Origin of the sequence: Streptomyces flaveus (genome assembly GCF_014647675.1) — a bacterium.
GTDB lineage: Bacteria > Actinomycetota > Actinomycetes > Streptomycetales > Streptomycetaceae > Streptomyces > Streptomyces flaveus.
In genome coordinates this window covers 20679-46084 of sequence record NZ_BMPQ01000038.1, presented here as the reverse complement: position 1 = coordinate 46084, position 25406 = coordinate 20679, and the positions used below count along the sequence as shown (strand labels likewise).

The 25406-nt window shown below is 70.0% G+C and carries 24 protein-coding genes; 11 read left to right on the top strand and 13 right to left on the bottom strand.

What is annotated here, in order from left to right; translation table 11 throughout:
• Window positions 1–73: 73 nt before the first annotated feature.
• Window positions 74–352 (top strand): hypothetical protein, encoded by a 279-nt coding sequence (locus IEZ21_RS41005; protein ID WP_189326910.1) that lies wholly within the window; start codon window positions 74–76, stop codon window positions 350–352.
• 112 nt (window positions 353–464) lie between these two features.
• On the opposite strand, the gene IEZ21_RS41000 is transcribed toward IEZ21_RS41005, so the two are convergent.
• A complete protein-coding gene (locus IEZ21_RS41000; protein WP_189326938.1) occupies window positions 465–3872 on the bottom strand; it encodes a S41 family peptidase in 3408 nt (1135 codons plus the stop codon).
• Window positions 3873–4112: 240 nt separating this feature from the next.
• Between IEZ21_RS41000 and IEZ21_RS40995 the strand changes: the two genes are divergently transcribed.
• Both IEZ21_RS40995 and IEZ21_RS40990 read left to right on the top strand, forming a co-directional pair.
• The gene (locus IEZ21_RS40995) at window positions 4113–4703 is read left to right on the top strand and encodes a TetR/AcrR family transcriptional regulator (protein WP_189326909.1); all 591 of its coding nucleotides are present in this window, start codon (window positions 4113–4115) and stop codon (window positions 4701–4703) included.
• A 111-nt stretch (window positions 4704–4814) separates the two neighbouring features.
• Entirely contained in the window at window positions 4815–7076 is a 2262-nt protein-coding gene (locus IEZ21_RS40990; protein ID WP_189326908.1) for an MMPL family transporter, read from the top strand.
• Between the two features lie 87 nt (window positions 7077–7163).
• Here IEZ21_RS40990 and IEZ21_RS40985 read toward each other — a convergent pair whose 3' ends face one another.
• The gene (locus IEZ21_RS40985; RefSeq protein WP_189326907.1) at window positions 7164–8057 is read right to left on the bottom strand and encodes a hypothetical protein; all 894 of its coding nucleotides are present in this window, start codon (window positions 8055–8057) and stop codon (window positions 7164–7166) included.
• A gap of 184 nt (window positions 8058–8241) precedes the next feature.
• On the opposite strand from IEZ21_RS40985, the gene IEZ21_RS40980 reads away from it, so the two are divergent.
• The 4 genes from IEZ21_RS40980 (at window position 8242) to IEZ21_RS40965 (ending at window position 11002) form a co-directional block, all read left to right on the top strand.
• The gene (locus IEZ21_RS40980; RefSeq protein ID WP_189326906.1) at window positions 8242–8778 is read left to right on the top strand and encodes a YbaK/EbsC family protein; all 537 of its coding nucleotides are present in this window, start codon (window positions 8242–8244) and stop codon (window positions 8776–8778) included.
• On the top strand, window positions 8775–9620 hold the full coding sequence (locus IEZ21_RS40975) for an EamA family transporter (protein WP_189326905.1): 846 nt from the start codon (window positions 8775–8777) through the stop codon (window positions 9618–9620). Before IEZ21_RS40980 ends, IEZ21_RS40975 begins: the two co-directional genes overlap by 4 nt.
• Before the next feature lie 73 nt (window positions 9621–9693).
• A complete protein-coding gene (locus IEZ21_RS40970) occupies window positions 9694–10632 on the top strand; it encodes an aldo/keto reductase (protein ID WP_189326904.1) in 939 nt (312 codons plus the stop codon).
• Window positions 10633–10654: 22 nt separating this feature from the next.
• On the top strand, window positions 10655–11002 hold the full coding sequence (locus IEZ21_RS40965) for a MerR family transcriptional regulator (protein ID WP_102907108.1): 348 nt from the start codon (window positions 10655–10657) through the stop codon (window positions 11000–11002).
• 401 nt (window positions 11003–11403) lie between these two features.
• Here the strand turns inward: IEZ21_RS40965 and IEZ21_RS40960 are convergent, their stop codons facing one another.
• Together IEZ21_RS40960 and IEZ21_RS40955 are read right to left on the bottom strand one after the other, a co-directional pair.
• Window positions 11404–12327 (bottom strand): aminoglycoside phosphotransferase family protein, encoded by a 924-nt coding sequence (locus IEZ21_RS40960; RefSeq protein WP_189326903.1) that lies wholly within the window; start codon window positions 12325–12327, stop codon window positions 11404–11406.
• A gap of 115 nt (window positions 12328–12442) precedes the next feature.
• Window positions 12443–13233 (bottom strand): IS5 family transposase gene (locus tag IEZ21_RS40955; protein WP_373302363.1). Its coding sequence is split into 2 segments (ribosomal slippage): window positions 12443–12931 and window positions 12934–13233, totalling 789 coding nucleotides; the frame shifts between segments, so codons are not numbered across the junction.
• Window positions 13234–13592: 359 nt separating this feature from the next.
• On the opposite strand from IEZ21_RS40955, the gene IEZ21_RS40950 reads away from it, so the two are divergent.
• Window positions 13593–14231, top strand: a complete 639-nt coding sequence (locus IEZ21_RS40950; protein ID WP_189326902.1) for an IS607 family transposase — start codon at window positions 13593–13595, stop codon at window positions 14229–14231.
• A 3-nt stretch (window positions 14232–14234) separates the two neighbouring features.
• A complete protein-coding gene (locus IEZ21_RS40945) occupies window positions 14235–16304 on the top strand; it encodes a zinc ribbon domain-containing protein (protein WP_246568707.1) in 2070 nt (689 codons plus the stop codon).
• 14 nt (window positions 16305–16318) lie between these two features.
• On the opposite strand, the gene IEZ21_RS40940 is transcribed toward IEZ21_RS40945, so the two are convergent.
• On the bottom strand, window positions 16319–16753 hold the full coding sequence (locus IEZ21_RS40940; protein WP_121785998.1) for an Rrf2 family transcriptional regulator: 435 nt from the start codon (window positions 16751–16753) through the stop codon (window positions 16319–16321).
• Window positions 16754–16881: 128 nt separating this feature from the next.
• On the opposite strand from IEZ21_RS40940, the gene IEZ21_RS40935 reads away from it, so the two are divergent.
• On the top strand, window positions 16882–17631 hold the full coding sequence (locus IEZ21_RS40935) for an SDR family NAD(P)-dependent oxidoreductase (RefSeq protein WP_189326901.1): 750 nt from the start codon (window positions 16882–16884) through the stop codon (window positions 17629–17631).
• Window positions 17632–17807: 176 nt separating this feature from the next.
• On the opposite strand, the gene IEZ21_RS40930 is transcribed toward IEZ21_RS40935, so the two are convergent.
• From IEZ21_RS40930 to IEZ21_RS40900, 7 genes are all read right to left on the bottom strand, one after another.
• Window positions 17808–18179 carry a hypothetical protein gene (locus IEZ21_RS40930; RefSeq protein WP_189326900.1) on the bottom strand — a complete coding sequence of 124 codons (372 nt, stop codon included), beginning with the start codon at window positions 18177–18179 and terminating at the stop codon, window positions 17808–17810.
• Window positions 18180–18358: 179 nt separating this feature from the next.
• A complete protein-coding gene (locus IEZ21_RS40925) occupies window positions 18359–19531 on the bottom strand; it encodes a serine hydrolase domain-containing protein (RefSeq protein ID WP_189326899.1) in 1173 nt (390 codons plus the stop codon).
• Between the two features lie 47 nt (window positions 19532–19578).
• Window positions 19579–20028, bottom strand: a complete 450-nt coding sequence (locus tag IEZ21_RS40920; protein WP_033323061.1) for an organic hydroperoxide resistance protein — start codon at window positions 20026–20028, stop codon at window positions 19579–19581.
• Window positions 20029–20134: 106 nt separating this feature from the next.
• Entirely contained in the window at window positions 20135–20617 is a 483-nt protein-coding gene (locus tag IEZ21_RS40915; RefSeq protein WP_189326898.1) for a MarR family winged helix-turn-helix transcriptional regulator, read from the bottom strand.
• The gene (locus IEZ21_RS40910; protein WP_189326897.1) at window positions 20614–21375 is read right to left on the bottom strand and encodes an energy-coupling factor ABC transporter ATP-binding protein; all 762 of its coding nucleotides are present in this window, start codon (window positions 21373–21375) and stop codon (window positions 20614–20616) included. Before IEZ21_RS40910 ends, IEZ21_RS40915 begins: the two co-directional genes overlap by 4 nt.
• The gene (gene cbiQ, locus IEZ21_RS40905) at window positions 21363–22124 is read right to left on the bottom strand and encodes a cobalt ECF transporter T component CbiQ (protein WP_189326896.1); all 762 of its coding nucleotides are present in this window, start codon (window positions 22122–22124) and stop codon (window positions 21363–21365) included. Before cbiQ ends, IEZ21_RS40910 begins: the two co-directional genes overlap by 13 nt.
• Window position 22125: 1 nt before the next feature.
• On the bottom strand, window positions 22126–23175 hold the full coding sequence (locus IEZ21_RS40900; RefSeq protein ID WP_189326895.1) for an energy-coupling factor ABC transporter permease: 1050 nt from the start codon (window positions 23173–23175) through the stop codon (window positions 22126–22128).
• A 194-nt stretch (window positions 23176–23369) separates the two neighbouring features.
• Between IEZ21_RS40900 and IEZ21_RS40895 the strand changes: the two genes are divergently transcribed.
• Window positions 23370–23720 carry an SsgA family sporulation/cell division regulator gene (locus IEZ21_RS40895; protein ID WP_189326894.1) on the top strand — a complete coding sequence of 117 codons (351 nt, stop codon included), beginning with the start codon at window positions 23370–23372 and terminating at the stop codon, window positions 23718–23720.
• 119 nt (window positions 23721–23839) lie between these two features.
• Here the strand turns inward: IEZ21_RS40895 and IEZ21_RS40890 are convergent.
• Window positions 23840–25406: penicillin-binding transpeptidase domain-containing protein (locus IEZ21_RS40890; RefSeq protein WP_246568705.1), on the bottom strand; the 1567-nt coding region annotated here is incomplete at its 5' end.

The window sequence follows — 25406 nt, the reverse complement described above, 5'->3', positions numbered from 1 at the left end:
GAAATGCGCGCTTTGTCAGGCCATGTAAATCTGGTTCCGGCCCCATCCCCACACCCACCAGGGAGTGAATCTCATGGGCATGAAGGACGAGTTCCAGGACAAGGCCGAGCAGCTTCAGCGGAGCGCGAAGAAAAAGACGAGCGAAGGCCGGGACGAGAGCGAACGCTCCCGGCTGACACCGGAAGAGCGCGAGCGTCGTAGCCGGATGACCCCGGAGGAACGAGAGCGGGCCCAGCACGAGGACGCCCAGCGCCGCCGTCAGGAGCAGCAGCGCGGCCGCCAGGGGCAGGACCCGACGCGCCGGGCCCAGCAGGAGGAGCAGGACCGTCTCGACCAGGACTACGACATCTGACCGTGCTCGATCACGCTCGATCGCGCTGAGCCGGTCTGATCGGTAAGGGGTGCCCTCAATGGGAGGGCACCCCTTACGCGTTGTCCTAGGAGGGCGGTCATTGCGCCTTGGACTACGCGGTTCTCCTGGGAGGCAGTTTCGGGCGGGTCCGGTCCGGAACGTGGTTGTAGTCCGGGGGAGTTGCCGCCGGATGGTCCGGCAGCAGTTTCAGGGCCAGGTGGACCGCGTCGGCCAACTGCGCGTGGCGGCCCTCCGCCCAGTCCAGCGGGGTGCGCAGCACGGGCAGGTCGGGGCTGACGCCGTGGTTCTCGACGGACCAGCCGTACGCGTCGAACCAGGCGGCGTTCATGGGAACCGTGATGACCGTGCCGTCACCGAGACGGTGCCGCCCGGTCATGCCGACCACGCCGCCCCAGGTGCGCTGCCCGACCACCGGGCCGAGCTTGAGCAGTTTGAAGGCCGCCGTGATCATGTCGCCGTCCGAGGACGTCGATTCGTCGGCGAGGGCGACGACCGGGCCGCGCGGGGCGTTGGAGGTGTACGACACCGGCTGGGCGTTACGCGTCAGGTCCCAGCCCAGGATCGTACGGGTGAGCTTCTCCACGACCAGCTCGCTGATGTGGCCGCCGGCGTTGCCGCGCACGTCGACGATCAGGGCGGGCCGGGACATCTCCATGCGCAGATCACGGTTGAACTGGGCCCAGCCCGAGCCGCCCATGTCCGGGATGTGCAGATACCCGCACTTGCCGTGGCTCAACTCCCGTACGACTTCGCGGCGTTTGGCCACCCAGTCCTGGTAGCGCAGAGGCCGCTCGTCGATCAGCGGCACGACCGCGACCCGGCGCGCATGGGCCTCGCCGCCTGCCGCGTCCGCCGCCGGGTCGGTCATCGCGCCCGTAACTCCGTCCGCGCCTGTAATCCCGTCCGTGCCTGCAGCCCCGTCGGTCACCGCGAACGTCAGTTCCACCGTCGTACCGCCCGCCCCCGCGAGCAGCGGATACGGCCCGGCGACCGGATCGACCGGCCGCCCGTCGACATGGGTGAGCACCGCGCCCTCGCGGATCCCCGTACCGGCCAGCGGTGAACGCGCCTTGGGGTCGGACGACTCGCCGGGCAGGACCCGCCGAACCACCCAACTTCCGTCCTTGCGAACGAAGTTGACGCCCAGCAGGCCCTGTGCGCGCTGGTAGTGCGGCGGGCCTTCGTTGCGGCGCGCGGGAATGACGTACGCATGCGACGTGCCCAGCTCGCCCAGGACCTCGCGCAGCAGATCCGCGAACTCGTCGGGGGAGGCGACCCGTTCGACCAGCGGCCGGTACTGGTCGAGGACCGCGTCCCAGTCGATGCCGCACATCTTCGGCTCCCAGAAGTACGCGCGGATGAGGCGGCCCGCCTCCTCGTACGCCTGCCGCCACTCGGCGGCCGGATCGACGTGGTGCAGGATGCGCCGCGAGTCGATCCACACGGTGGTGTCCAGGTCGCCGGACTCGGTGGAGGGGACGGCCCGCAGGTCGCCCTCGTCGACCACGACGAGCCGCGAGCCGTCGCCGCTGAGCGCGAACCAGTCGAGCTGGTCGACGAGTTCGGACTTCTTCGCCTTGCTGATGTTGAAGTACTCCAGCGTGGGCCGCCCGGAGGTGTCGTCCGGGTTGACGAAGGTCTCGCCGAGCGCGCCGGAGATCGGCCAGCGCAGCCAGACCAGGCCGCCGCCGGCGACCGGGTACAGCGCCGAGTACTTGGAGGCGGGCACCGGGAAGGGCGTGACCCGCATCGCCAGGCCCTCGGTCTCGACGGTCACCGCGGCGCCGTCGCCGGCGTCCTCCTCGACCACGTCCAGGCCTCCCGCGGCCGGGCGTCCCTCAGGGGTCAGCGCGAAGGGGGAGGGCGTCGCGGACGACAGCGGGACGAGGTACGGGCGGCAGCCCAGCGGGAAGGACAGATCGCCGGTGTGCACGTCGTACACCGGGTCGAAGCCGCGCCAGGACAGGAACGCCAGGAAGCGGCCGTCCCACGTGAACACCGGGTTCTCGTCCTCGAAGCGGCCGTTGGTGACGTCGACGATCGTGTGCGCCACCGGGCCTACGGCTCCTGGACCCTCGGCTCTCGGACCTTCGGCTATCGGCCCCTCGATCCGCGCGATCTTGATCTGCCGCAGGGACCGGCCGATGCCCGGGTGCGACCAGGCCAGCCAGGCGCCGTCGGGGGAGAAGGCGAGGTCGCGCACGGGCCCGTTGACGGACTGGATCAGCTCGGTGATCTGGCCGCCTTCCGGCTCCTCCGTCGCATCGATGAGCAGCAGCCGCCCGTCGTTGGACGCGATCGCGAGCCGTTCCCCTTGCGGATCCGAGACGAGTTCCAGTACGCGGCCAAGACGGCCGGAAGCGATCCGGCGCGGTGCGCGGGCGCCGGTCGCGCGCGGCAGGTACGCGATCTCGACGGCGTCCTCGCCCTCCGCGTCCGTCACATACGCGAGCCGCCCGCTCGAGCCGAGCATCTCCGGCAGCCGTACGCGTACGCCCGGAGTGTCCGCGATGGTGCGCGCCGGGCCGTCGCGGTGGGTGAGCCAGTACAGGCTGCCGCGGACGACGACGGCGCTGGCCCGGCCCGTCTCGTCCACGGAGATCCCGTCGACGTGCAGACCGGCCGGAACCTGGTACGGGCGGCGCCCCGCACGCGGCCCGCCCAGGCGTACGTCGAGTCGGCGGGGCCCCGAGTCGGCGGACAACTCGTCGACGATCCACAGCTCGCCCGCGCACTGGTAGACGACGCGGGTGCCGTCGCCGGCGGCGTGGCGGGCGTAGAAGGCGTCGTGGTCGGTGTGGCGGCGCAGGTCGGAGCCGTCGTGCAGGCAGGAGTAGAGGTTGCCGACGCCCTCGTGGTCGGAGAGGAAGGCGATGCGGTCGCCGACGAACATGGGCGCGTCCAGGTGCCCGTCGAGCTCGTCGAGGATGCGCCGCCCGTGCAGCCAGAGGCGTCCGGTGGCGCCACCGCGGTAGCGCTTCCAGGAGGCGGGCTCGTGCGGGGGCGTGCCGGTGAGCAGCAGCGTCTTGTGCTCGCCGGCGACGTCGGCGACCGCGATGTGGGAGACCGGGCCCCAGGGGAGCTTGCCGCCGGGGTCGCCGTCGACCGGGAGCTTGTAGGCCCAGGTGAAGTGGGCGAAGGGCTCGCCGTGCGAGGCGACGGCGAGGATGTCGCCGTCGGGGTTCCAGCCGCAGACGCGGGTGTCGGGGCTGCCCCAGTAGGTGAGCCGTCTGGCCGGGCCGCCGTCCACCGGGGCGAGGTGGATCTCCGGGTCGAGGCTGCGCCACGTCGTGTACGCGATGTGCCGGCCGTCGGGGGAGAAGCGCGGAGGGCCGACCTTCGTACGGTCGACGGTGAGCCGCCAGGCCCGGCCGGGGCTGTCGAGGGGAGCCACCCAGAGGTCGTCCTCGGCCACGAAGCAGAGCCGGTCGCCGCTGAGGTGCGGGAAGCGCAGATAGCCGGGCGCGTTCTCGGGTGCCGGCGCCCGCTCCCGCGTGATCGGGTTCTCGTGCTTGTCGCTCACCTACCCATGCTTTGCCTGGGGAGGGGGCCCGGCAACTTGTGGCGAGGGTTGACCGGTGGGGGCGTGATTCAGGACACGTACGAAACGGTTTCGTTTCGCAGAATCTCAGGGTATCTTCATAGGCGTACGAAACCGTTTCGTTCGGCGGCGTGGGTCCGCAGGCACGTGTCTGTAGCCTGGCGCTCCGAGCGTGTGGAGCAGGAGAGGGTGAGTGGAATGGCTGAAGCCGCAACGGTGCGTCGGAGCCGGATCACGCCCGAGCGTGAGGCCGAGCTGTACGGGGCCGTGCTCGACCTGCTCCGGGAAGTCGGCTACGACGCCCTGACCATGGACGCCGTGGCCGCCCGCACCCGGTCCAGCAAGGCGACGCTCTACCGCCAGTGGGGCGGCAAGCCCGAGCTGGTGGCCAAGGCGCTCCGGCATCACAAGCGGATCGACCCGGCCGAGATCGACACGGGGTCCCTGCGGGGCGACTTCCACGCCATGGCGTTGCGTGAGGACGACTGTTCCATGGAGCAGGACACCGCGCTGATGCGGAGCCTGGTCATGGCGATCCACAGCAACCCGGAACTCCTCCAGGCGTTCCGGGAGTGGCTCATCGAACCTGAGGCGGCCGAGATTCGCAAGGTGTTGCAGCGTGCCGTCGAACGGGGTGAGATCCGTACGGACAACCCCGCGATGGACTACGTGCTGCACATGCTCCTCGGCGCCTTCGTCGCCCGGAACCTGATCGACGGGCTGCCGCCGACCCAGGAGTTCCTTCGTTCGTACGTCGACGCCGTGGTCCTCCCCGCTCTCGGCGCCTGACCCTCCCCCCTTTTTTCAAAACCCCAGCCGTACCTGACGCGACCGCTCACGTCGTCGGGCTGATCGCCCCTGCCCTGTTCCACCCCACGACCTGACCGGGAGTACTCCCTCGTGGCTACGTTCCTCTACAAACTCGGCCGACTCGCCTTCCGGCGACGGCACTTCGTCGCCCTGATATGGGTGGCGCTGCTGACGCTCGCGGGTGTCGGCGCCGCCAGTGCACCGGCGGCGGGATCGACTTCCTTCTCGATCCCCGGCACCGAGGCGCAGAAGGCCTTCGACCTGCTGGAGCAGCGTTTCCCCGGCGCCAGCGCCGACGGAGGGACCGGGCGCATCGTCTTCAAGGCACCAGAGGGCCAGAAGATGACGGACGCCGACAACAAGGCGACCGTCGAGAAGACCGTCAGGGAACTGGGCGGCGGCGCCGAAGTCGTCTCCGTCACCGACCCGTTCACGACGAACGCCGTGAGCAAGGACGGAACGGTCGCCTACGCGTCGGTGACGTACGACGCCCCCGGCATGGAGCTGAAGGACTCGACCAGGGACGCCCTCGAGGCGGCCGCTGACGAGGCGCAGGCCACCGGGCTGACCGTCGACGTCGGAGGCGACGCCCTGCAGGCCGCGGCCGAGCCGGGGGCGATCGGCGAGGTCATCGGTCTCGCCATCGCCGCTGTCGTCCTCGTCCTCACCCTGGGCTCGCTGGTCGCGGCCGGACTGCCGCTGCTGACCGCGATCATCGGCGTCGGCATCGGCGTCGCCACCATCACCTCCCTCGCCAACGCGCTCGACCTCGGCGACACCACCTCCACGCTCGCGTTGATGATCGGCCTCGCGGTCGGCATCGACTACGCGCTGTTCATCGTCTCGCGCTACCGGGGCGAGCTGGCCGACGGCCGTGACCGCGAGGAGGCGGCAGGCCGGGCCACCGGCACCGCCGGCTCGGCGGTGGTCTTCGCCGGTCTCACGGTCGTGATCGCCCTGGCGGGCCTCTCGGTCGTCGGCGTCCCGATGCTGACCAAGATGGGCCTCGCGGCGGCGGGCACGGTCGTGGTGGCCGTCCTCATCGCGCTGACCATGATCCCGGCGCTGCTCGGGTACGCCGGCAGGAAGGTCCGGCCGGTGGGCGAGAAGCGCAAGGCGCGCGGCGGCGACAAGGCCGTGCAGTCCGCGAAGCCTGAGAAGTCCGAGCCGTCCAAGACCCAGTCCAAGCCCGGCATGGGCACCCGTTGGGCGAGCTTCGTCATCCGCCGTCCGGTCGCCGTGCTGCTGCTCGGCGTGGTCGGCCTGGGTGCGATCGCCGTCCCGGCCACCCAGCTGGAACTGGGCCTGCCCGACGACGGTTCACAGCCGACGTCCACCACCCAGCGCCGGGCGTACGACCTGCTGTCGGAGGGCTTCGGCCCCGGCTTCAACGGCCCCCTGATGATCGTGGTCGACGCCAAGGAGAGCGACGACCCCAAGGCGGCGGCCACCACGGTCACCGACGGGATCAAGGGCCTCAAGGACGTCGTGACGGTGACCCCGGCGGCGTTCAACAAAGCCGGCGACACGGCGACGATCACCGTGATCCCGGACTCCAAGCCGTCCTCGGTACAGACCGAGGACCTGGTGCACGCCATCCGCGACCAGGGCACCGACGTCAAGGCCGACACGGACGCTAGGGTCCTGGTCACCGGCACCACCGCGATGAACATCGACTTCTCGCAGAAGCTCACCGACGCCCTGGTCCCGTACCTGGCCCTGGTGGTCGGCCTCGCCTTCCTGCTCCTGATCGTGATCTTCCGCTCCATCCTGGTCCCGCTGAAGGCGGCCCTCGGCTTCCTGCTCAGCGTGCTCGCCGCGCTCGGTGCCGTGGTCGCGGTCTTCCAGTGGGGCTGGCTCGGCGGCCTGCTCGGCGTCGAGGAGACCGGCCCGATCATGTCGATGATGCCGATCTTCATGGTGGGCGTGGTCTTCGGTCTCGCGATGGACTACGAGGTGTTCCTCGTGACCCGGATGCGGGAGGCGTACGTCCACGGCGAGTCGCCGAGCCAGGCCATCGTGACCGGCTTCCGGCACAGCGCCCGGGTCGTGGCCGCCGCCGCGGTGATCATGATGGCCGTCTTCGGCGGCTTCATCAGCTCCAGCGAGTCGATGATCAAGATGATCGGCTTCGGCCTCGCGATCGCCGTCTTCTTCGACGCGTTCGTGGTCCGCATGGCCATCGTCCCGGCGGTGCTCGCCCTGCTCGGCAAGAAGGCCTGGTGGCTCCCGAAGTGGCTGGACCGCGCCCTCCCGAACGTCGACGTCGAGGGCGAGGCGCTCCGCACTCACGACGCCGCCGCCGACGGCCCGAAGGACCCGGACGAGGACCGGGAGTTGGCCCGGGTCTGAGGCTACGAGTCTGAAGCCTCACCTGAACGGACAGGGCGCCCCACCAACGCGTGGGGCGCCCTGTCCGTTGAGGTGAGCCGCGGTCTGTCAGTGCTCGGTGTCGGCCAGGTCGTCGTCGAACACCTCGGCGGTAGATTTCGCGGTGACGGCGCGGCGGAACCAGCGCATGAGCGTGTCGAAGTCGTCGCACGAGGCGATGCGGTAACGGTCGGCCTCTGGCACGGGGATGCCGCGGACTTCGAGGACATCGAAGATGGCGGCGGCGCGGTCCTCGGCCTTCCCCTCAGCCCGGATCTCCTGGGACAGCGACGACTTGAAGAACGAGGTGTCGGCGGCCACGAGTCTCCTCCAGATTTTGATGGCGTTGGTGTTGTCGTCCAGGCCCTGACCTGTGAGGTCGATCAACTTCTCCGCGGTTTCCCGGTCCAGGACCTTCAGGGCTGCTACCAGCGCCTCCAGTATCACATCGACATCCCGGTCGGTGCGGTGGAGAACGGCGGACAGAACGGACAGCGGGACATCGCGGGCGGCTTCCTCCACGGTCCTGACGACCGGTACGTTGCCCGGTCCGAGGACCAGCGGAGTCAGCCGGAGCGACGACCACTGTGGTGGGCCGATCTTCACCTCTTGGGCCGCCCAGTCGGCGGTCCGCTGGTCCGGGCAGACGACCAGCAGTACCGGTGGCAGTTGGTACTTGGCCTGCAGATGAGCCAAGTAGTACGCCCAACTGCTGGGCTTCCTCGGATCCGGCTGGTTCTGCGCCTCGACGGCGAGGACGTAGTCGCCACTCGGCGCCTCGATCCGTAAAAGTGTGTCCACTCGCCGCTCCACTGGCTGGTTCTCGGTGAGGTCGGTCGGCAGCGGAGTCGCGGAGATCGGAGTCTCGAACGGCGGGATGTCGAGCGTGCGGGTGGCCCGGGCGAACAGCCCCGGATCCTCTCCGAAGATCGAGTGCATCGCCTCATGCAGGGAACTGACCATCGCGGTGTCAGCGTTCCTTTCGTGGTGAACGGGGCGAGCATATGGCGTAAATATATGCCGATATCCAACGGATTGGACGATGATCACCCTTGTGGGTGACCTGCTCCGCTTACGGCCAGCTCCCCGGACCGGCAGGCGCGGCGGCGGCCACGTCTCCGGGACGTGACCCGGAGAACTCGGTCGCATGCGCCGTACACGCACCGCTAGCGTGCCGTGCATGACCTCCGCCGAAGAACAGAACGCCGCCCACCCCCGTTTCGCCGAGGCCCTGCGTGAGCTGGGCCTGGATGACCTGCCCCCGCAGATCCGCCGCTTCCCGGACGCGACCCGCACCGCCGCCGAGGCAGCTGCCGCGATCGGGTGCGAGTTGAGCCAGATCTGCAAGTCGCTGATCTTTGCAGCGGACGGGGTCCCGGTCCTCGTCCTCATGGACGGGGCGTCCCGCGTGGACCTCGAGCTCGTGCAGCGGGAGTTGGGTGCCGAGAAGGTCACGCGGGCCAGGGCGGATCTCGTGCGGGAGACGACGGGGTACGCGATCGGGGGCGTACCGCCCTTCGGGCACCGCACCAAGACCCGTGTCCTGGCGGACCGTTCACTGCTCGACCACGACATCGTGTGGGCCGCGGCGGGCACCCCGTACACCGTCTTCCCGATGGATCCGAAGACCCTCATCACGCACGCGGGCGCCACACTGGTGGACGTACGCGAGCAGTCCGAGTGACCCCACTCGTCGCGGCGGCCGTCCTCCTCGCCGCCGTCACCCACGCCAGCTGGAACGCGATCGCGCACCAGATCACCGACAAGCTGGTCGGGTTCACGCTGATCGCCGGCGGCGGGACGCTGATCGGGCTGGCCATGGCGCCGTTCGTGCCGTTCCCGGCGGCCGGGGCGTGGCCGTATCTGATCGCCTCGGCCGTCATCCACGTCGCGTACTACGTCCTGCTGATGCGGTCCTTCCGGCTGGGGGACTTCGGTCAGGCGTACCCCATCGCGCGCGGCACCGCGCCGCTGGTCGTGACCGTGCTGGCGGCAGTGTTCGCCCATGAGGTTCCCGACGGCTGGGCGGCGGCCGGCATCGCGGTGTCGTGCGCGGGTCTGACCGGGGTCGCCCTGTGGGGGCTGCGCGGACACCGGCCCAACTGGGCGGCGATCGGCGCGGCGCTCGCGACCGGGCTGACCATCGCGGCGTACACGGTCGTCGACGGACTGGGCGTACGGGCCTCCGGCTCCTCCCTCGGCTACATCGCCTGGCTGATGGCGGTGGAGGGCGTGGCGGTCCCGGCGTACGCGCTGTATCGCTGGCGTGGTCAACTGCTGGGCGTACTACGGCCGTTCGCGGGCGTGGGGCTGCTGGGAGCCGCCCTGTCCGTCGCGGCGTACGGCCTCGTCCTGTGGGCGCAGACGAAGGCGGAGCTTGCTCCTGTCGCGGCCTTGCGCGAGTCCTCGATCATCGTCGGCGCGGTCATCGGCGCGGTGTTCTTCAAGGAGCGGTTCGGGACGCCGCGCATCGCTGCGGCGGGGCTGCTGGTGGTGGGGATCGGGCTGATGCTGCACGCGGGGTGAGTTACGACGACTGCGCCGCCCGTACACAACCGCTCTTGACCTGGAGCGCGCTCCAGATACGAGCATGGGCGGCATGAACACCACCGACCCCCAGATCGTCCTCGGAACGATGGACTTCGGCACCCGCGTCGACCCCGACCGGGCCTTCGCGATCCTCGACTCCTTCGTCGCCGGCGGCGGTGTCTGGCTCGACACCGCGAACTGCTACTCCTTCTGGGCCGACCCCAGCGGCGTCGGCGGCGCCAGCGAGCGCCTCATCGGCGCATGGCTCCGGGCCCGCCCAGGCGCGCGCGACGCGGTGCGGATCGCGACGAAGGTCCGGCAGAACCCGCTCGTTCCGCATTCCTGGCCGAAAAGCGCCGAAGGGCTCTCCGCCCGCGCCGTCCACGCCGGTGTGGAGGAGAGCCTGGGACGTCTGGGAGTCGAGCACATCGATCTGCTGTGGGCCCACGCCGAGGACCGCGCCGTGCCGCTGGAGGAGACGGTCGGCGCCTTCGGCGAGCTGGTCGCAAAGGGAGTGGCTCTGCGGGTCGGGGCGGCGAACCATGCCGCCTGGCGTGTCGAGCGCGCCCGGTCACTCGCGCGGGAGCAGCGCGTGGAACCGTGGACGGCCCTGCAACTGCGCCACTCACTCGTCCAGCCGCGCCCGCTCACCCCCGTGGCGGAGGCCGGCCACCGCATGCTCGCCGCTGAGGACCTGGACCTCGCGCGGTCGGAGGGGCTCGCCGTGTGGTCGTACAGCTCGCTGATGTGGGGTTCCTACGTGCGCGCGGACAAGCCGCTTCCGCACACTTATGATCACCCCGGGACCATCCAGGTGCTCGCGGTCCTGGACGACGTCGCCGACGAGCTCTCGGCCACGAGGAACCAGGTCGTCCTGGCATGGCTGATGCGGCAGGGGATCGATCCCATCGTCGGCGCGAGCCGGGTGGAGCAGATCGAGGAGGCACTCGCTGCGCGCCGTGTGCGGCTCAGCGACGAGCACCTGGCGCGCTTCGGCGAAGCGCGGTAGCGGCAGTTACCAAAGGAGCCCCATGACCACTCTCACCCCGGCAACGGCCGCCGACCGCACCGGTGTCTCCATCGACACGCTGCGCTACTACGAGCGCGAAGGGCTCATCGGCCCGATCCGGCGCTCCGCTGGCGGGCGCAGACAGTACACCGAGGACGACCTCTTCTGGATCGGCCTGGTCACGTGCTTCCGCGAGGCCGGCCTCGGCATCACCGACCTGCGGGGGTTCGTCGCCATCCTGCGCGCCGAGCACCCTCCGCAGGACCGGGTCGCCTTCCTTCGCGAGCGCCGTGCCTCCCTGGAGCAGCGGGTGGCAGCGCTGTGCCGGGCTATGGAGGTTCTCGACGAGAAGATCGCCTACTACAGCTGAGCGCCGGGAACCCCGCACTCAGCTTGCGCCCTGCCCACCACACATCGCCCACGATCCCGAACTCCACGCCGTCTGGAGCCGACAACGGCATAACCTCTGTCACTGGCTCAGGCAGCAGATGGACACAGGACAACCTCCCCGACCTGCCGGGCCCTCAAGTCGTTGCTCGACGCCCGCGCCGAGGAACTGGCCAAGGTGATCGACAGGCCCGCGGCCCTGCAGGTGACAAGAAGGTTGCCTATGTGACAACTAACGTGCTTCGGCTCAGGACAGTAAGAGCTCGTAACACGATCTTGTTGAGGTCTGCCGGTCGGATGTGACGGGTGTGATGGTTCGGCCGTTCGGCCGTTCGGCAAAGATGAATGCTTAGCCGTGGATCCTCGTCTCGCAAAGGGGCGGGGTCACCGGTTGAGCAGCGACTCCGCGATCGCGACGGAGGACGGGGCGAGCGCGGTCTCGCCGTCGGCGATGTCCCATAGCGAGTTCTGCAGCAGCCGTCCCAGCGTCCAGCCGGTCGCGCGTGCTCGGTCCAGGCCGAGGACTTCGGTGAGCAGGTCGAAGCGGCGTCGCACCACGCGCAGAGTGTCGCCCTTCGCGACGACGTCGTCCCACCGGCTGTCCAGGGCGGGCCACAGGTCGAATCCGGGATCGCCGGCGAGCGGCTCGGGGTCGATGGCGAGCCACGGCTCACGCTGCGCGGCGAGAACGTTGTCGTAGTGCAGGTCCCAGTGCAGCATCCGGTTTCCGGGCTCGTCGACCAGCTCGGCCGTCACCGACGCCCAGCTGCGCAGGAGTTGCCGGTCGGCCGGGTCGGCCAGAGCCGCGATCGCCTGCGGGACCTGCTCCAGCATCTCGGTGGCAAGGTCACCAAGGCTGCGCAGTCCCTGCGGCGCGGGGACGGAGACCAGCCGCGCCTGCAGTTCGGCGAGGATGCCCATCGCCACGTCGTCGTCCTCGATCGAGGTCAGCGTGCGGGCCCCGTCCAGCCTCTCCAGGAGCATGCTGCTGCTCACGGGGTCGTGATCGAGCAGCCGCACCGCCCCCTCACCATTCCAGGCACGGAGCCCGACAAGTGCGGCGGTGGTCTCTTGCCTGGGCATCTGGAGTTTGAGGACCGCGCGCGTGCCGTCGTGGCGCAGCACCGGCAGCACCAGCGAGGCTTCCCCGGCTCCGGCCGCACCGTCCCGTTTCACCTCCCAGCGTTCCAGTAATTCCGCAGCGAGAGCCGGCAGTCCGGCGATCCAGGCCCTCCCCTTCTCGCCGAAGCTTCTGGCGTACGACGCCGCCAGGTGTTGCGGGACCTCGACCGCTTCTGACGTGCTCAAATCGGGTTTCCTTCAACAGGAATCGAGTTTCCCGCCGCAACCTACCGGAGCACAGCGGACGGCCATTCCGCCGTCGGCGTTCACCAGCCACCTTCCGCAATGGCTCATGGCACGGTCACGTTCGGGTCCCCTTGAGGCGTCGCCAGCAGATCAGACTGCAGGCCAGGGAGACGAAGGCATCGTGGAGTTCGGTGCGGCGTTCCCATCGGATGGCGAGTCGTTTGAAGTGGTGGAGCAGGGCGAAGGTCTGCTCGACGACGTAGCGGAGCTTGCCCATGCCCTGGATGTTCGGGGCGCCCTTGCGGGAGATGACAGGCAGGATCCGCCGCTTGTAGAGCTCTTCGCGGTTCGGATTGGAGTCGTAGCCTTTGTCTCCCAGCAGGGCCTCTGGACGCCTGCGAGGACGGCCGGGGCGGCCGGCGACGGGTGGGATGCCGTCGACCAGGGCGAGGGTCTGGGTGACATCGTTGACGTTTGCTGCGGTGGTGATGACCTTGAGCGGAGTTCCACGTCCGTCGCAGATCAGGTGGTGTTTGCTGCCCGTCTTGCGCCGGTCGACCGGCGACGGACCGGTGTCGGCGCCCCCTTTTTCGCGCGGACATGGGAGCCGTCCACGCAGGCCCGTGACCAGTCGAGTTGGCCGGCCGCGTTCAGCTCGGCGAGCAGGATGCGGTGCAGGTGGTCGAAGACCTCGGCCTGCTGCCACCGCTCCAGGCGCCGCCAACAGGTCTGCCCGGAACCGAATCCCAGCTCCAGCGGCAGGAGTTGCCAGGCTATGTCGTTGTGCAGGACGTACAGGATGCCCTGCAGACACAGCCGGTCCGCCACCGGCCGTGGGCCCGGCGACTTCTCCGGCCAGGGCGGCAGCAGCGGCTCGATCGGCGCCCACAAGTCGTCGTCCACGATCCATGGCCGGGTGCTCACATCCTCCCGAACGGCGGAATCGTCACATCGGTCACGCCGGACCAGGGCACTGCAACAAGATCATTACGAGCTCGTAGGACACGGTCTGATACCGCAACGGTCTTTGGCGTGACTGGTTGCCAGGCCATTCGCGGGCCTGGGCATGGATGGGGATTTTGGTGATGTCAGGGCGTAACGGGGAGGGGCACGTACCGTGTGCTGATTGGCTTGGCTTTCCTGGGTTTGGCTGGGTATCACATGCGGGTCGGGGGCGCAGGGGGATCGGAGTGTTTTCGCACCTATGGGCGGTGTCTCAACTGTGTGGTGGGGGTGTGTTGTTGTGAGTGGTTAGCGTCTGGGACATGGAGCTTCTTCGTCTGTCGGTGGCCGCGCGTCGGGTGGGGCTGCATCCGGACACGCTGCGGGCGTGGGCGGATGCGGGCAAGGTCGAGGTGGTGTGGGTCGGCAGGGAGCGTCGCTTCTCCTGCCTGGCGTTGGAGGGGCTGGTTGTCGGGGATGTCATGCCGGTGCGTGAGCGGCGTGAGGCGTTGTATGTGCGGGTGTCGGGACGGACTGGTCAGGAGTCGTCGCTGGCGGCCCAGGAGGCCGAGCTGCGGGCGTCGGCCACGGGTGAGGTGGTGGCGGTCTTCCGGGACCGGGCTTCGGGGATGCGCGAGCACCGTCCGGGCCTGGACCGCCTGCTTGTCCGGGCACGGAACGGGGAGTTCACGCATGTGCGGGTGACGCACGAGGACCGCCTCGCCCGGTTCGGTGCGGCCTGGCTGACCGCGCTGCTCTCCCGTGATCAGGTCCAGGTGGAGGTATTGCATGCCAAGTCGCAGGCGCCCGGCGGCACGGAGGAGCTGCTGGCCGACTTCATGTCGCTGGTCGCCTCTTTCTCGGGCCGTTTGTATGGAATCCGCTCCCGCCAGGCCCGGCAGCGTCTTCTGGCGGCCGCTGCCGCTGCGCGCACTGCTGCTCCTGCGAACGGTGAGGGGTGACCCATGCGGCGGAAGATCGAGTTGGGGGACGGGGAGACAGCGCGGGTGGCCTGTGCCCCCGCCATGGCTTTCCGGGGCCTGGACACAACGACCGGTGAGGTGCTGGGCGCGGGAGGGCTGGGTGATCGGGTCGGCTGGCTGACCGACCTGGTGGAGGAAATGGCCGCCGCAGTGATCGGCGCGCACTGGACGCGGGCGGAGGTGGACCAGCTGGCCTCCGGGCGCGCCCCCTCGGGGGAGAAACTGCCGGGCAACGCCTGGATGGCGCTGCGCACCCTGGGCTGGACCGCGGCCGTACCCGACGGCGTGTATGTGCCCGACCGGGTGCGGCGGATCGCCGAGGAACAGGCCGGACGAGTACTGCGCTCGGCACAGTGGCGTGCCCAGATCCTGGACGCCGTCCTGGCGACCTGGCCCACGGCACATCCGGATCCGATGCGGCGCACCCCGGCCGAGTGGGACGCGCTGCGCGAGGCGTGCCCGGACGGCCAGGCAGTGCCCGCGTCCGTCCTGCGCGGCCGCACCCGTCAGGTGCTGCGCTTTATGACAGCCCATCACCGGATGCCGAACGATGTGTGTGAGCTGGAGGAGGCGCCGGGCGGCGGGCGCCAGGTGGTACTGGCCGCCGCTGACAGGCAGCTGACCAGCCTGAGTCGGTGGGCGGACGATCCCGCGCGTTACGGGGTACTGACCGTGCGGCTGCCGGTGCGCCCTGACCCGCGTACCCGGGCCGACTGGCACCCGGTCAAGATCCGCTTCCGGCTGCCGCCCACCATCGAGGCGGCCGCCGCGCTGCACGCCCCGACTCTGCGGCTGCGTGACGGCCGGATCCGCCTGGATGTCGCCCACAGCCACCCCGCTCCGAGGACCCGACGTGACGGGCACCGGACGGCGGTGGCCTTCGACTACGGGTTGAACACCCTGCTCACCGGCGGCACCCTCACCCTCACCGGCGGCACCCAGCCGACCGCGCTCACCGACGGCAAGCCGGTGTTCCTGCGCGTGGACGGCGTGCTGGCGAAGGCAGACCGGCTGCGGATCATCGGCGAGCAGCTGTGGACCAAGGCCACCCACCTGCAGACCCTCATCGACGGTCACTACCATGGCTCGCGCCCCGACCCGGCCGATGTTGCGAAGCTGGCCGTGCTGCGTGAGGAGCACCGCCGGGTCAGCCGTCGGCGCGAGCGGCTGAATACCGCGCTCGCCAAGACCGCCGCCCGCTTCATGGTGGAACACGCCCGCGCCGCCGAGGCGCATGTGATCTACCTGGAGGACCTGCGGGACATGGAGGCCCGCGGCAAGGGCCGCACCCTCAACACCCGCCTGTCCAGCAGCGTGCGCGGACAGATCGTCACCGAGACGATCCACGCCGCCGCCCGGTACGGCATCGCCGTGGTCATCGTCCCCGCCCGGGGCACCTCGAAGTATTGCCCCCGCTGCCTCACCCCCTTCCGCCACCACGCCGCACCCGACCGCACCACACCAGGCTGGAAATGGGCCACCTGCCCCAATCCGGCCTGCGGCTACAGCGCGGACCGCGACGTCGCGGCCTGGCAGCGGATCGGCGCACGCGGCCTGCAGCATCAGCACCTGAGCGTCCTGAACCGATCCGACGGCAGCTATGTGCTGCGTCGCACGGCCCAGGAGCTGGACCAGCCGGTCCAGCAGTCCCACCCGGCCCCGCTCTCCTCGTCCACCCCGCAGGCGATGCCCGTGGACCGGACCAAGAGCGGGCCGACGAGAAACCACCCTGTGCCCAGGAAGCGACGCAGGGTCCCCGCCCCACCCGCAACACGAGCCGCCGCTCAAGCGTCAACGGCCCGTCCGGGTGGAAAGCGTCCGGCGGGGCGGACGCCCCAGCCACCCCGCCGCCGCAGCCAGCGGCGCCCGGGGCGGCAGGCACCGCACACGATGAGCACCCCCACCCGGCACCTGCCGCGCGGGGCCAGACTCGGCGCAGGCTTCCACCTGCACGCCCACGCCACCCCCGCCACCCGGCAGGGACCCGGCCACGGACCACCGAGACCTCTTTCCTCCCGGGGCGAAAACCCAGCCCTGCCCAGGAAAACCTAAGCTCATCTGCGACGCTAGCGAGGTGCCGCGAGTACGTCCCGGAGTACGTTCGCGAGCGTGACGCGGGCCAGCTCGTGTCTCACGGTCTCCTCGATGCCCTCGTAGATGCTCTGCATTGCCGGCTGGATGCCGTGACCCACCACGCATCCCTGGTCCGGGGTGGTGCGGTGCATTGCGAACAGCGGGCCGGGTTCCACTGCCTCGTACACGTCGAGCAGGGTCATCGACTCCAGCTCGCGTGCCAGCGACCAGCCCGCGCCCACGCCCCGCCGGGACTCCACGAGCCCGGCCCTGCGCAGCTCACCGAGCAGCCGTCTGATCACCACGGGGTTGGTGTTCGCGCTGGTCGCGATCTGCTCGGAGGTGGCGACCTCATGGCCCTGGCGCTGGTAGAGGCCGATCCAGGCCAGCGCGTGGGCGGCGATGGTCAGCCTGCTGTTGGCGCTCATGGACTCCTCCTCTCGGTCGCAACGCTTCATGTTACGACAGTGCAGTCGTAACAGTGAAGGTTGCAACAGCCTGTCGTAACAATTAACGTTGCGACTGCCAGGAAGGGTCAATCAACGAGGTGAGAAGAATGAGCAAGCCACTCACGGGCAAGGTCGCCCTGGTCACCGGGGGGTCGCGCGGACTGGGAGCCGCGACCGTACGGCTGCTGGCCGAGCAGGGCGCCGACGTCGCCTTCACCTACGTCAGCTCCGAGAAGCAGGCGCAGGCAGTCGTCGACGAGGTGCACGGCAAGGGAGCCAAGGCCGTCGCCTTCAAGTCCGACCAGGCGGACACAAGCCGGGCGCCGGCGCTGATCGACGACGTGGTCGCGCACTTCGGCGGCCTGGACGTCCTCGTCAACAACGCGGCGATCTCCGTGGCCGGCACGGTGGACGACCCGGACGCCGACACCGCCGCACTGGACCGGATGCACGCCACCAACTACCTCGGCGTGATCGCCGTCATCCGGGCCGCCTCCCGAGTGCTGCGCAAGGGCGGCCGCATCGTCACGGTGAGTTCCGGACTGGGCTCCCGGGTCGGCACCCCCGGCCTTGCCGACTACTCGGCGACCAAGTCCGGGATCGAGAGGTACACCATGGGCGCCGCACGCGACCTCGGGCCCCGGAACATCACGGCCAACGTCGTGGAGGCCGGACTGATGGAGGGCGGCATGCAACCGCCGGACCCCGAGACCCTCAAGGCCCTGGTCAGCTCGCTGTCCCTGCAACGCATGGGGCACCCCGACGAAATCGCCGCGGCGATCGCCTTCCTGGCGAGCCCCGCCGCGTCGTACGTCACGGGCGCGGTGCTGGACGCCCACGGCGGCTACAACGCCTGAACGCGAACCCCTGCCGCGCGCCCCGAAGGACATCGCGCCTTCGGGGCCCGCACCGCCGACGACCCGCGTGTGCGTGGACACGCCTCAAGAAGCCCGGATCGTGATCGTGTTACGAGCTCCAAGTATCCATTTCGGGCTGAAACGCGGAGCGGAATGTCCTCTCAGCCTGACTTGGATCATTCGGTGCCGGTTTCGGCCTTGTGCAGCATCTGGGCCAACAGCAGGGCGCTTCCGGCCGCTGCCCCTACCGCTCCCGCGGCCAGGAAACCGCGAGAGGAACGCCAGGACAGCACCGACCACCGCGACTGCGCGGAGAACAACGATCCTGTACTCAGCCACGACCCGGTTGAGATCAGCGCCAGGGCGGAACCGATCGAGCCGACCGACAGGGCACTTCCGATCGAGCCGACCGACAAGGCCGAACCGACGGACCCCACGGACAGCACCGAACCCACTGAGCCGATCGACAACACGGAGTCCTGTGACCACAACGACAGCACCGAACCGGAGGGAGTGCGACGGACCGACCGTACCGACAGCTTTGTCATGAGGCCATCTTGCCCGCTGATCGTGCTGTCTCGGGAGGTTGTGGACGGATGGTGCGGGTCCCGGGTGAGGACCTTCCGGCATCTGGCTCGCTGCGTGGTCGAGGACGGCCGACCGCTGCGCACCGCATGGCCCGCACCACAGGCGCACCAGATCGAGCGAGGAACAGCGGGGGACTCGGCTACGACGACTGCGCCGCCCGTACCGCCCGTACCAGCGCCTGTGCCCGCGGATCCGCCGTCACCGTCTTGCGGAAGCCGTTCGTCACGTAGCCGAGAGCGATGCCCGACTCGGGGTCGGCGAAGCCGAGGGGGCCGCCGCGGCCCGGGTGGCCGAAGGAGCCGGGGGACAGGAAGGGTGAGGCCGAGCCGTGGAGCATGTGGCCGAGGCCGAAGCGGGTGTTGATCACCAGGATTCGGTCGGGGCCTGCCGACTCCTCCTTGCGGGCCGCCGCCAGGGTCTCCGGCGTGAACAGCCGCGATATGCCGTCCACTTCACCGATCAGCGAAGCGTAGAAGCGGGCCAGGCCGTCCGCCGTCGCGATGCCGTTCGTCGCGGGGAGCGTCGCCGCGCGGTACGCCGGGTCGTTCTGGTCGGGGAACGGGGTGATCGCGGCGAAGGCCCGCCGGGTGAGGGAGGAGGGGTCGTCGTAGGCCTCGGTGACCGCGCGCTTCGGGCGGAGGCGCGGGCCCGCCCCGGCCGGCTCCGGTGCCTCGATCCGGCCGACGCGGCCGGTCCGGCCCGCTGCCTCCTCCTCCGCCGGCAGCCCCAGCCACAGGTCCAGGCCCAGCGGCCCGGCGATCTCCGACGCGATCCACTCACCGGTGCCGTGTCCTGTCACGCGCCGCACCAACTCGTCGAGCATCCAGCCGTACGTCAGCGCGTGATAGCCGTGATCCGTGCCGGGCGCCCAGACGGGGGCTTGGGCGGCCACGGCCTCGGGGCCCTTCGAAGGTTCCAGGGCCTCCTCCGGCGTGAGCGGGCGGTCGAGCACCGGGAGCCCGGCCCGATGGTTCAGCACGTGCCGGACCAGCACGCGGTCCTTGCCGCGCGCCTTGAACTCCGGCCAGTACTCGCCGACCGGTGCGTCCAGGTCCAACTCCCCGCGCTGGTGCAACAGCAGCGGTACGGCGGCGGCGACGCCCTTGGTCGCCGAGCGCATGATCTGGGCCGTGCCCCGCTCCCAGGGCTCGGTGCCGTCGACATCGCGCGTCCCGCCCCACAGGTCGACCACCTTGCGCCCGTCCCGGTACACGGCCACCGCCGCGCCCCGGTCCCCGAGCACCGCGAAGTTCCGTACGAACGCGTCCCTGACCGGCTCGAAGCCCTCGGCCACTGTGCCGTGCACGTCCACGTTCGTACTCCTGTCTCGCTGAAGGACCGTTGTCCCGGTCGCCTCCTTCAGCCAAGCAGAATCGTCACGTCGATGTTCCCCCGCGTCGCGTTCGAGTACGGGCAGACCTCGTGGGCCGCGTCCACCAGCTTCGATGCGATGCCCGCGTCGAGGACGGGCAGCGAGACGCTGAGGGCGACCGCGAGTCCGTAGCCCCGCTGCTTGTTCGGGCCGATGCCGACCTTCGCGGCGACCGTGGAACCGGTGAGGTCGAAGCCGGCGCGGCGGCCGACGAGGACCAGCGCGTTGTGGAAGCAGGCGCTGAAGCCGGCCGCGAACAGCTGCTCCGGGTTCGTGCCGTTGCCGTCGCCGCCGAGGGCGGGCGGCATCGCGACCTTCAGTTCGATCTGACCGTCCTGGCTGGTGACGTAGCCGTCGCGACCGCCGTGCGCGGTGGCCTCGGCGACGTACATGATCTTTGTCGGGCGGGTGTCGACAACAGCGGTGCCATCAGTCATGGTTGGCCTCCCCCAGAAGGCATGCGCACAAGTACATCGTGCACAAGGTACTTGGCGGTAGCCGGGCCGCTGTTACCAGGGGGTAGCAACCGTGGGTAACGCGAGATCAGCGGGTACGGTCCGCCGCGGCCTCAGCCTTCTCCGCCAGCCGCCACAACTCCTCGCGCAACCGCGCGACCTCCGGCCCGCCGAGCCCCGTCGCCGTGAGCAGTGCGCCAGGTACGCACTCCGCGCGCTCCCGCAGCTCCTCCCCGCGTCCCGTGACCGCGACGAGCACCGACCGCTCATCCCGCGCCGACCGCTCACGCCGCACCAGGCCCGCCGCCTCCAGCCGCTTCAGGAGCGGGGACACCGTGCCGTAGTCGAGCCGCAGGGCGGCCGCCAGCTCCTTGACCGGCGTCTCGCCGCGCTCCCACAGGGCCAGCAGGACGAGATACTGCGGGTAGGTGAGGCCGAGTTCGTCGAGCAGCGGGCGGTACGCGGCCGTCACCGCGCGGTGGGCGGCGTACAGCGCGAAGCACAGCTGGTCGTCCAGGAAGAGCGAGCCTTGGCCCCTGACCGTGGTCTTCTCGGTCTCGTCGTTCGTCACGCGCCCATTGTCACGGAACGCGGATCGAAGCCGAAGGGCAGCTCCAGACGATGCTCCCGCATCAGCTCCTCGTCCGAGAGCAGTTCGCCCGTTTTCCCGTCCGCGGCGATCACGCCCTCGCTGAGGATCAGGGAGCGGGGGCACAGTTCGAGGGCGTACGGCAGGTCGTGCGTGACCATGAGGACGGTGACGTCCAACGACCGCAGGATGTCGGCGAGTTCGCGCCGCGAGGCGGGGTCGAGGTTGGACGACGGCTCGTCCAGGACCAGGATCTCCGGCTCCATCGCCAGCACGGTCGCGACCGCCACCCGCCGCCGCTGCCCGAACGACAGATGGTGCGGGGGACGGTTCGCGAAGGCCTCCATGCCGACCCGCTCCAGCGCCGTGTGTACGCGCGTCTCCAGTTCCGGCCCCTTCAGGCCGGCCGCCGCGGGTCCGAAGGCCACGTCCTCGCGCACGGTCGGCATGAACAGCTGGTCGTCCGGGTCCTGGAAGACGATGCCGACCTTCCGCCGGATCTCGGCCATGTGCTTCTTGCCGACGGGCAGCCCGGCGACCGTCACGGTGCCGGTGCCGCCGGTCAGGATGCCGTTGAGGTGCAGCACGAGCGTGGTCTTCCCGGCGCCGTTCGGCCCGAGCAGCGCCACGCGCTCACCGCGCGCGACGGTGAAGTCGACGCCGAACAGGGCCTGGTGGCCGTCGGGGTACGCGAAGGCCAGTCCGGCCACTTCCAGAGAGGGGGTTGTCACAGGGTCCATCCCAACAGACACACGACAAGGGCCGTACTGGGCAGGGCAAGGGCGTACGACCACTGCGCCCGGGACGCGGTCACTTCGTCGATGACCGGCATGGAACCGGTGTAACCCCGGCTCACCATGGCGAGATGCACCCGCTCCCCGCGCTCGTACGACCGGATGAACAGCGCGCCCGCCGACTTGGCGAGGACGCCCCAGGACCGTACGCCGCGGGCCTCGAAGCCGCGCGACTCCCGCGCGATCTTCATCCGCCGCATCTCGTCCGCGATGACGTCGCCGTACCGGATCATGAAGGAGGCGATCTGTACGAGGAGCGGCGGGAGCTTCAACCGCTGCAGTCCCAGGAGCAGTTCGCGCAGTTCGGTGGTGGAGGCGAGCAGTGCGGAGGCGGCGACGCCGAGGGTGCCCTTGGCGAGTACGTTCCAGGCGCCCCACAGGCCGTTCACGCTCAGGGACATCCCGAGTACTTCCACGCGTTCGCCCTGCGCCACGAACGGCATCAGTACCGCGAAGGCCACGAACGGCACCTCGATCAGCAGCCGCTTCAGCAGGAAGCCGGCCGGTACGCGGGCCGCGTACGCGACGGCCGCGAGCAGCACGGCGTACAGCGCGAAGGCCCACATCGCCTCGCGCGGGGTCGAGACGACGACGATGACGAAGGCGAAGACGGCCGCGAGCTTGGTGTGCGGCGGCAGGGCGTGCACGGGCGAGTGCCCGTGCCGGTAGAGCTTGTGCGCGTGGCCCGCACCCATGTCAGACCTTCTCGGGAACTGACGAGGGCGAGGTCTCGGACGTACGGCGCTTGCGTACGGACCAGAAGATGCCCGTGCCCGCGACCACCGTGACGCCCACGCCGATCACGCCCGCGAGGCCGCCGGAGAGGCGGGAGTCGGTGATGCCCTCGATGCCGTAGTCGGCCAGTGGGGAGTCGGCGGCGGCGTGGTCCTCGGCCTTGGCGTCGATGCCCTTGTCGGCGGCGACCTTCTCCAGGCCGTCGGGGCTGGCGGAGGCGTAGAAGCTGACGAAACCGGCGAGGACGAGGGAGGCCGCGAGGCCGACGAGCAGGACCTTGCGGGGGGACCGGGCGGTGACCGGGGCGGGCTCGGCGGCCGGGGCGTCGACCAGCTCGCCGTTCACGCGGAGCTTCAGCGGGGCGGTCAGTCCGCGGGCGCCGTACACGAGGTCCGGTCGTACGGCGATGACGGCGCCGACCGTGAGCGCGGTGATCGCGGCCTCGCCGATGCCGATGAGGACGTGGACGCCGACCATGGCGGTCAGGACCTGCCCGATGGGCACGTCCGTGGTGCCGCCGATCGCGTAGACGAGCGTGAAGGCCGCGGCGGCGGCCGGCACGGAGAGCACGGCGGCGATGAACGCGGAGACGGTAATGGAGCGGCGCTTCTTGGGCAGGAGTTTTACAAGGCCGCGGAACGCGGCGTAGGCCACGACCGTCGTGACCACCGCCATGATCGTGATGTTCACGCCGAGCGCGGTGAGGCCGCCGTCCGCGAAGAGGATGCCCTGCATGAGCAGCACGACGGAGACACAGAGGACACCGGTATAGGGGCCGACGAGTATCGCCGCGAGGGCGCCGCCGAGGAGGTGGCCGCTGGTGCCTGCCGCGACCGGGAAGTTCAGCATCTGCACGGCGAAGATGAAGGCGGCGACCAGGCCCGCGAGCGGGGCGGTGCGTTCGTCGAGTTCGCGCCGGGCGCCGCGCAGGCTCACGGCGACGGCTCCGGCGGCGACGGCTCCGGTGGCCAGGGAGACGGGGGCGTTGATGAATCCGTCGGGCACGTGCATGGATGGGCTCCGCTTCCGGGGTCCGGCCGGCTGGCTAACCGTTTGATGATAGTGCCTTGTTGCGAACAGCTTGCAAGAGCGAGGTGTCCATCAATAGCCCGGGAGCGCAATCCACGAAATATGCGACATTGGATAGAAATCAGCCCAAAGGGTTCTCACAGGGTCCCCCGGACCCCCCGGCGAAGGAGCGACCGATGTCCGCCGTCGAGCAGTACGCGCGCGCCCACATCGTGACGGATTCGGCGGAGGACCTACCCGCGGTCCCGGTCGCCCTCCGCTACGACCCCGAGGCCGAGCCGCCCGAGGTGCACGTCACCCTTCCCGGGCACCACGAGTGGGTTGTCGCTCGCGACCTCCTCGAACGGGGGCTGCGCACTCCGGCCGCCTCCGGTGACATACGCATATGGCCGTGCGGCCGGGTGCAGGCCGTGATGGAGTTCCACTCGCCGAAAGGGGTGGAGGTCGTGCAGTTCGACGTGAAAGCGCTGGTCCGCTTCCTCCGTCGTACGTACACGGCGGGAGCGCCGGTGGCTCACAGGAGCTGAGTGGGTGAAGCCCCGCGCCCCTGAAAGGAGGCCGCAGGCCTTCCTTCCAGGGGCGCGGGGAACTGCGCGACCAGCCACGACGGACCCGCAGCGTCGAACTGTGCTTTCCAGCGGAGCGCCTAGCTCCCCGCCTTGAGCATCGCCGCCACGAGCGGGCCAGCGGCTTCGCCGCCATGCCCGCCCTGCTGCACCACGCCGGCGGCAGCCAAGTCGCCCTTCCACGCCGTGAACCAGCCGTTGGGCTTCTTCTGACCGTCCACCTCCGCGGAGCCGGTCTTCGCGCCGAAGTCGGAACCGAGGCCCGCCATCGCCTCGGCCGCCGTGCCCGCCGCCGCCGTGTACTGCAGCAGCTGCTGCAACTGGGCCCGCGTGGAGGCGGACAGCGAACGGGGCGCCTTCGCGAGCGTACGGTCGTCGACGTCCGGAGACACCAGGTAGGGCTGGTGGAAGGTGCCGGTCTTCGCCGTCGCGACGACCGACGCCATGTTCAGCGGGTTCATCCGGACCGCGCCCTGGCCGATCAGCGAGGCCGCCATCTGGGCGTCGGACTGCACCGGCACCGCGCCGTCGAAGCTGGACACCCCGATCTGCCAGTCGTTCTTGCCGAGCCCGAAGACCTCCTGGGCCTGCTTCGTCAGATCGTCGTCGCTGAGCTTCTTGGCCTGGCTGATGAAGGCCGTGTTGCAGGAGCGCGCGAAGCTCGCCTTGAACGTGCCGCCCTTGATCTCGAACTTGTCGTCGTTCTGGAACTTCCAGCCGCCGTACGTGGAGAACTTGGGGCACGGGTGCTGCTTGTCCATCGACGCCAGCCCCTTGTCGAGGAGCAGCGACGCCGAGATGATCTTCATAGTGGAGCCGGGCGCCAGGGAGCCCTGGAAGGCGGTGTTGAAGCCGTGGCCGGAGTTCGCGACGGCCAGGATCTCGCCCGTCGACGCCTTCGTCATGACCAACGACGCCTTGGACTTCTTGGCCACCTGCCCCTCGGCCGTCGCCTGGAGGCTCGGGTTGAGGGTCGTACGGACCGTGCCGGGCGTCCCCTTGCTCAGTTCCAGCAGCGTCTTGTCGGGGGCCCCCTCGTTGCCCTCGGTCGCCTTGGCGGAATCTCCGGAGGAGCCCTTGCGGATCACCCGCAGCTCGATGCCCGCCTTGCCGCCGGCCTTCTTGCCGTACTTCTCGCGCAGGCCGTCAAGGACCGTCCCCAGGGACGGGTACTTGGCCTCGGTCAGCTCCCCGCCGTCCCGGTCGAGCGCCTTGACCGGCGGTGTCCCGGCCTCCCCGGTGACCAGCCGGTCGCCGTCCTCCAGATCCGGGTGGACGACGGAGGAGTGCCAGTCGACCAGCGGCTTTCCGTCCTCGGCCCGGCGGACGACGGTGAGCTGGGAGTCGTACGAGAGGGCCTTGGTCTGGCCCTTGTAGGAGACGGTGCCCTTCACGGAGAACGGCAGCTTCGCGCCGGATCTGGTGCCAGGGGTGAGCGTCACGTCCTTGATGTGCGCCTCTTTGCCGTACCCGGTGAGCAGCGTGCGGGCCGCCGCCGTGTCGTTCGTGGTGGCGGCGGCCTTCGCGACGTCACCGCTCTGCCAGGCAGTGAGGAACGCCGTGGACGCCGACTTGACCTCGGCCGCCGACAGCGGGCCGGTCTTCACGGCTGCCGCCTTGCGTTCGGCGGCCGTCGACGCGCTGTCG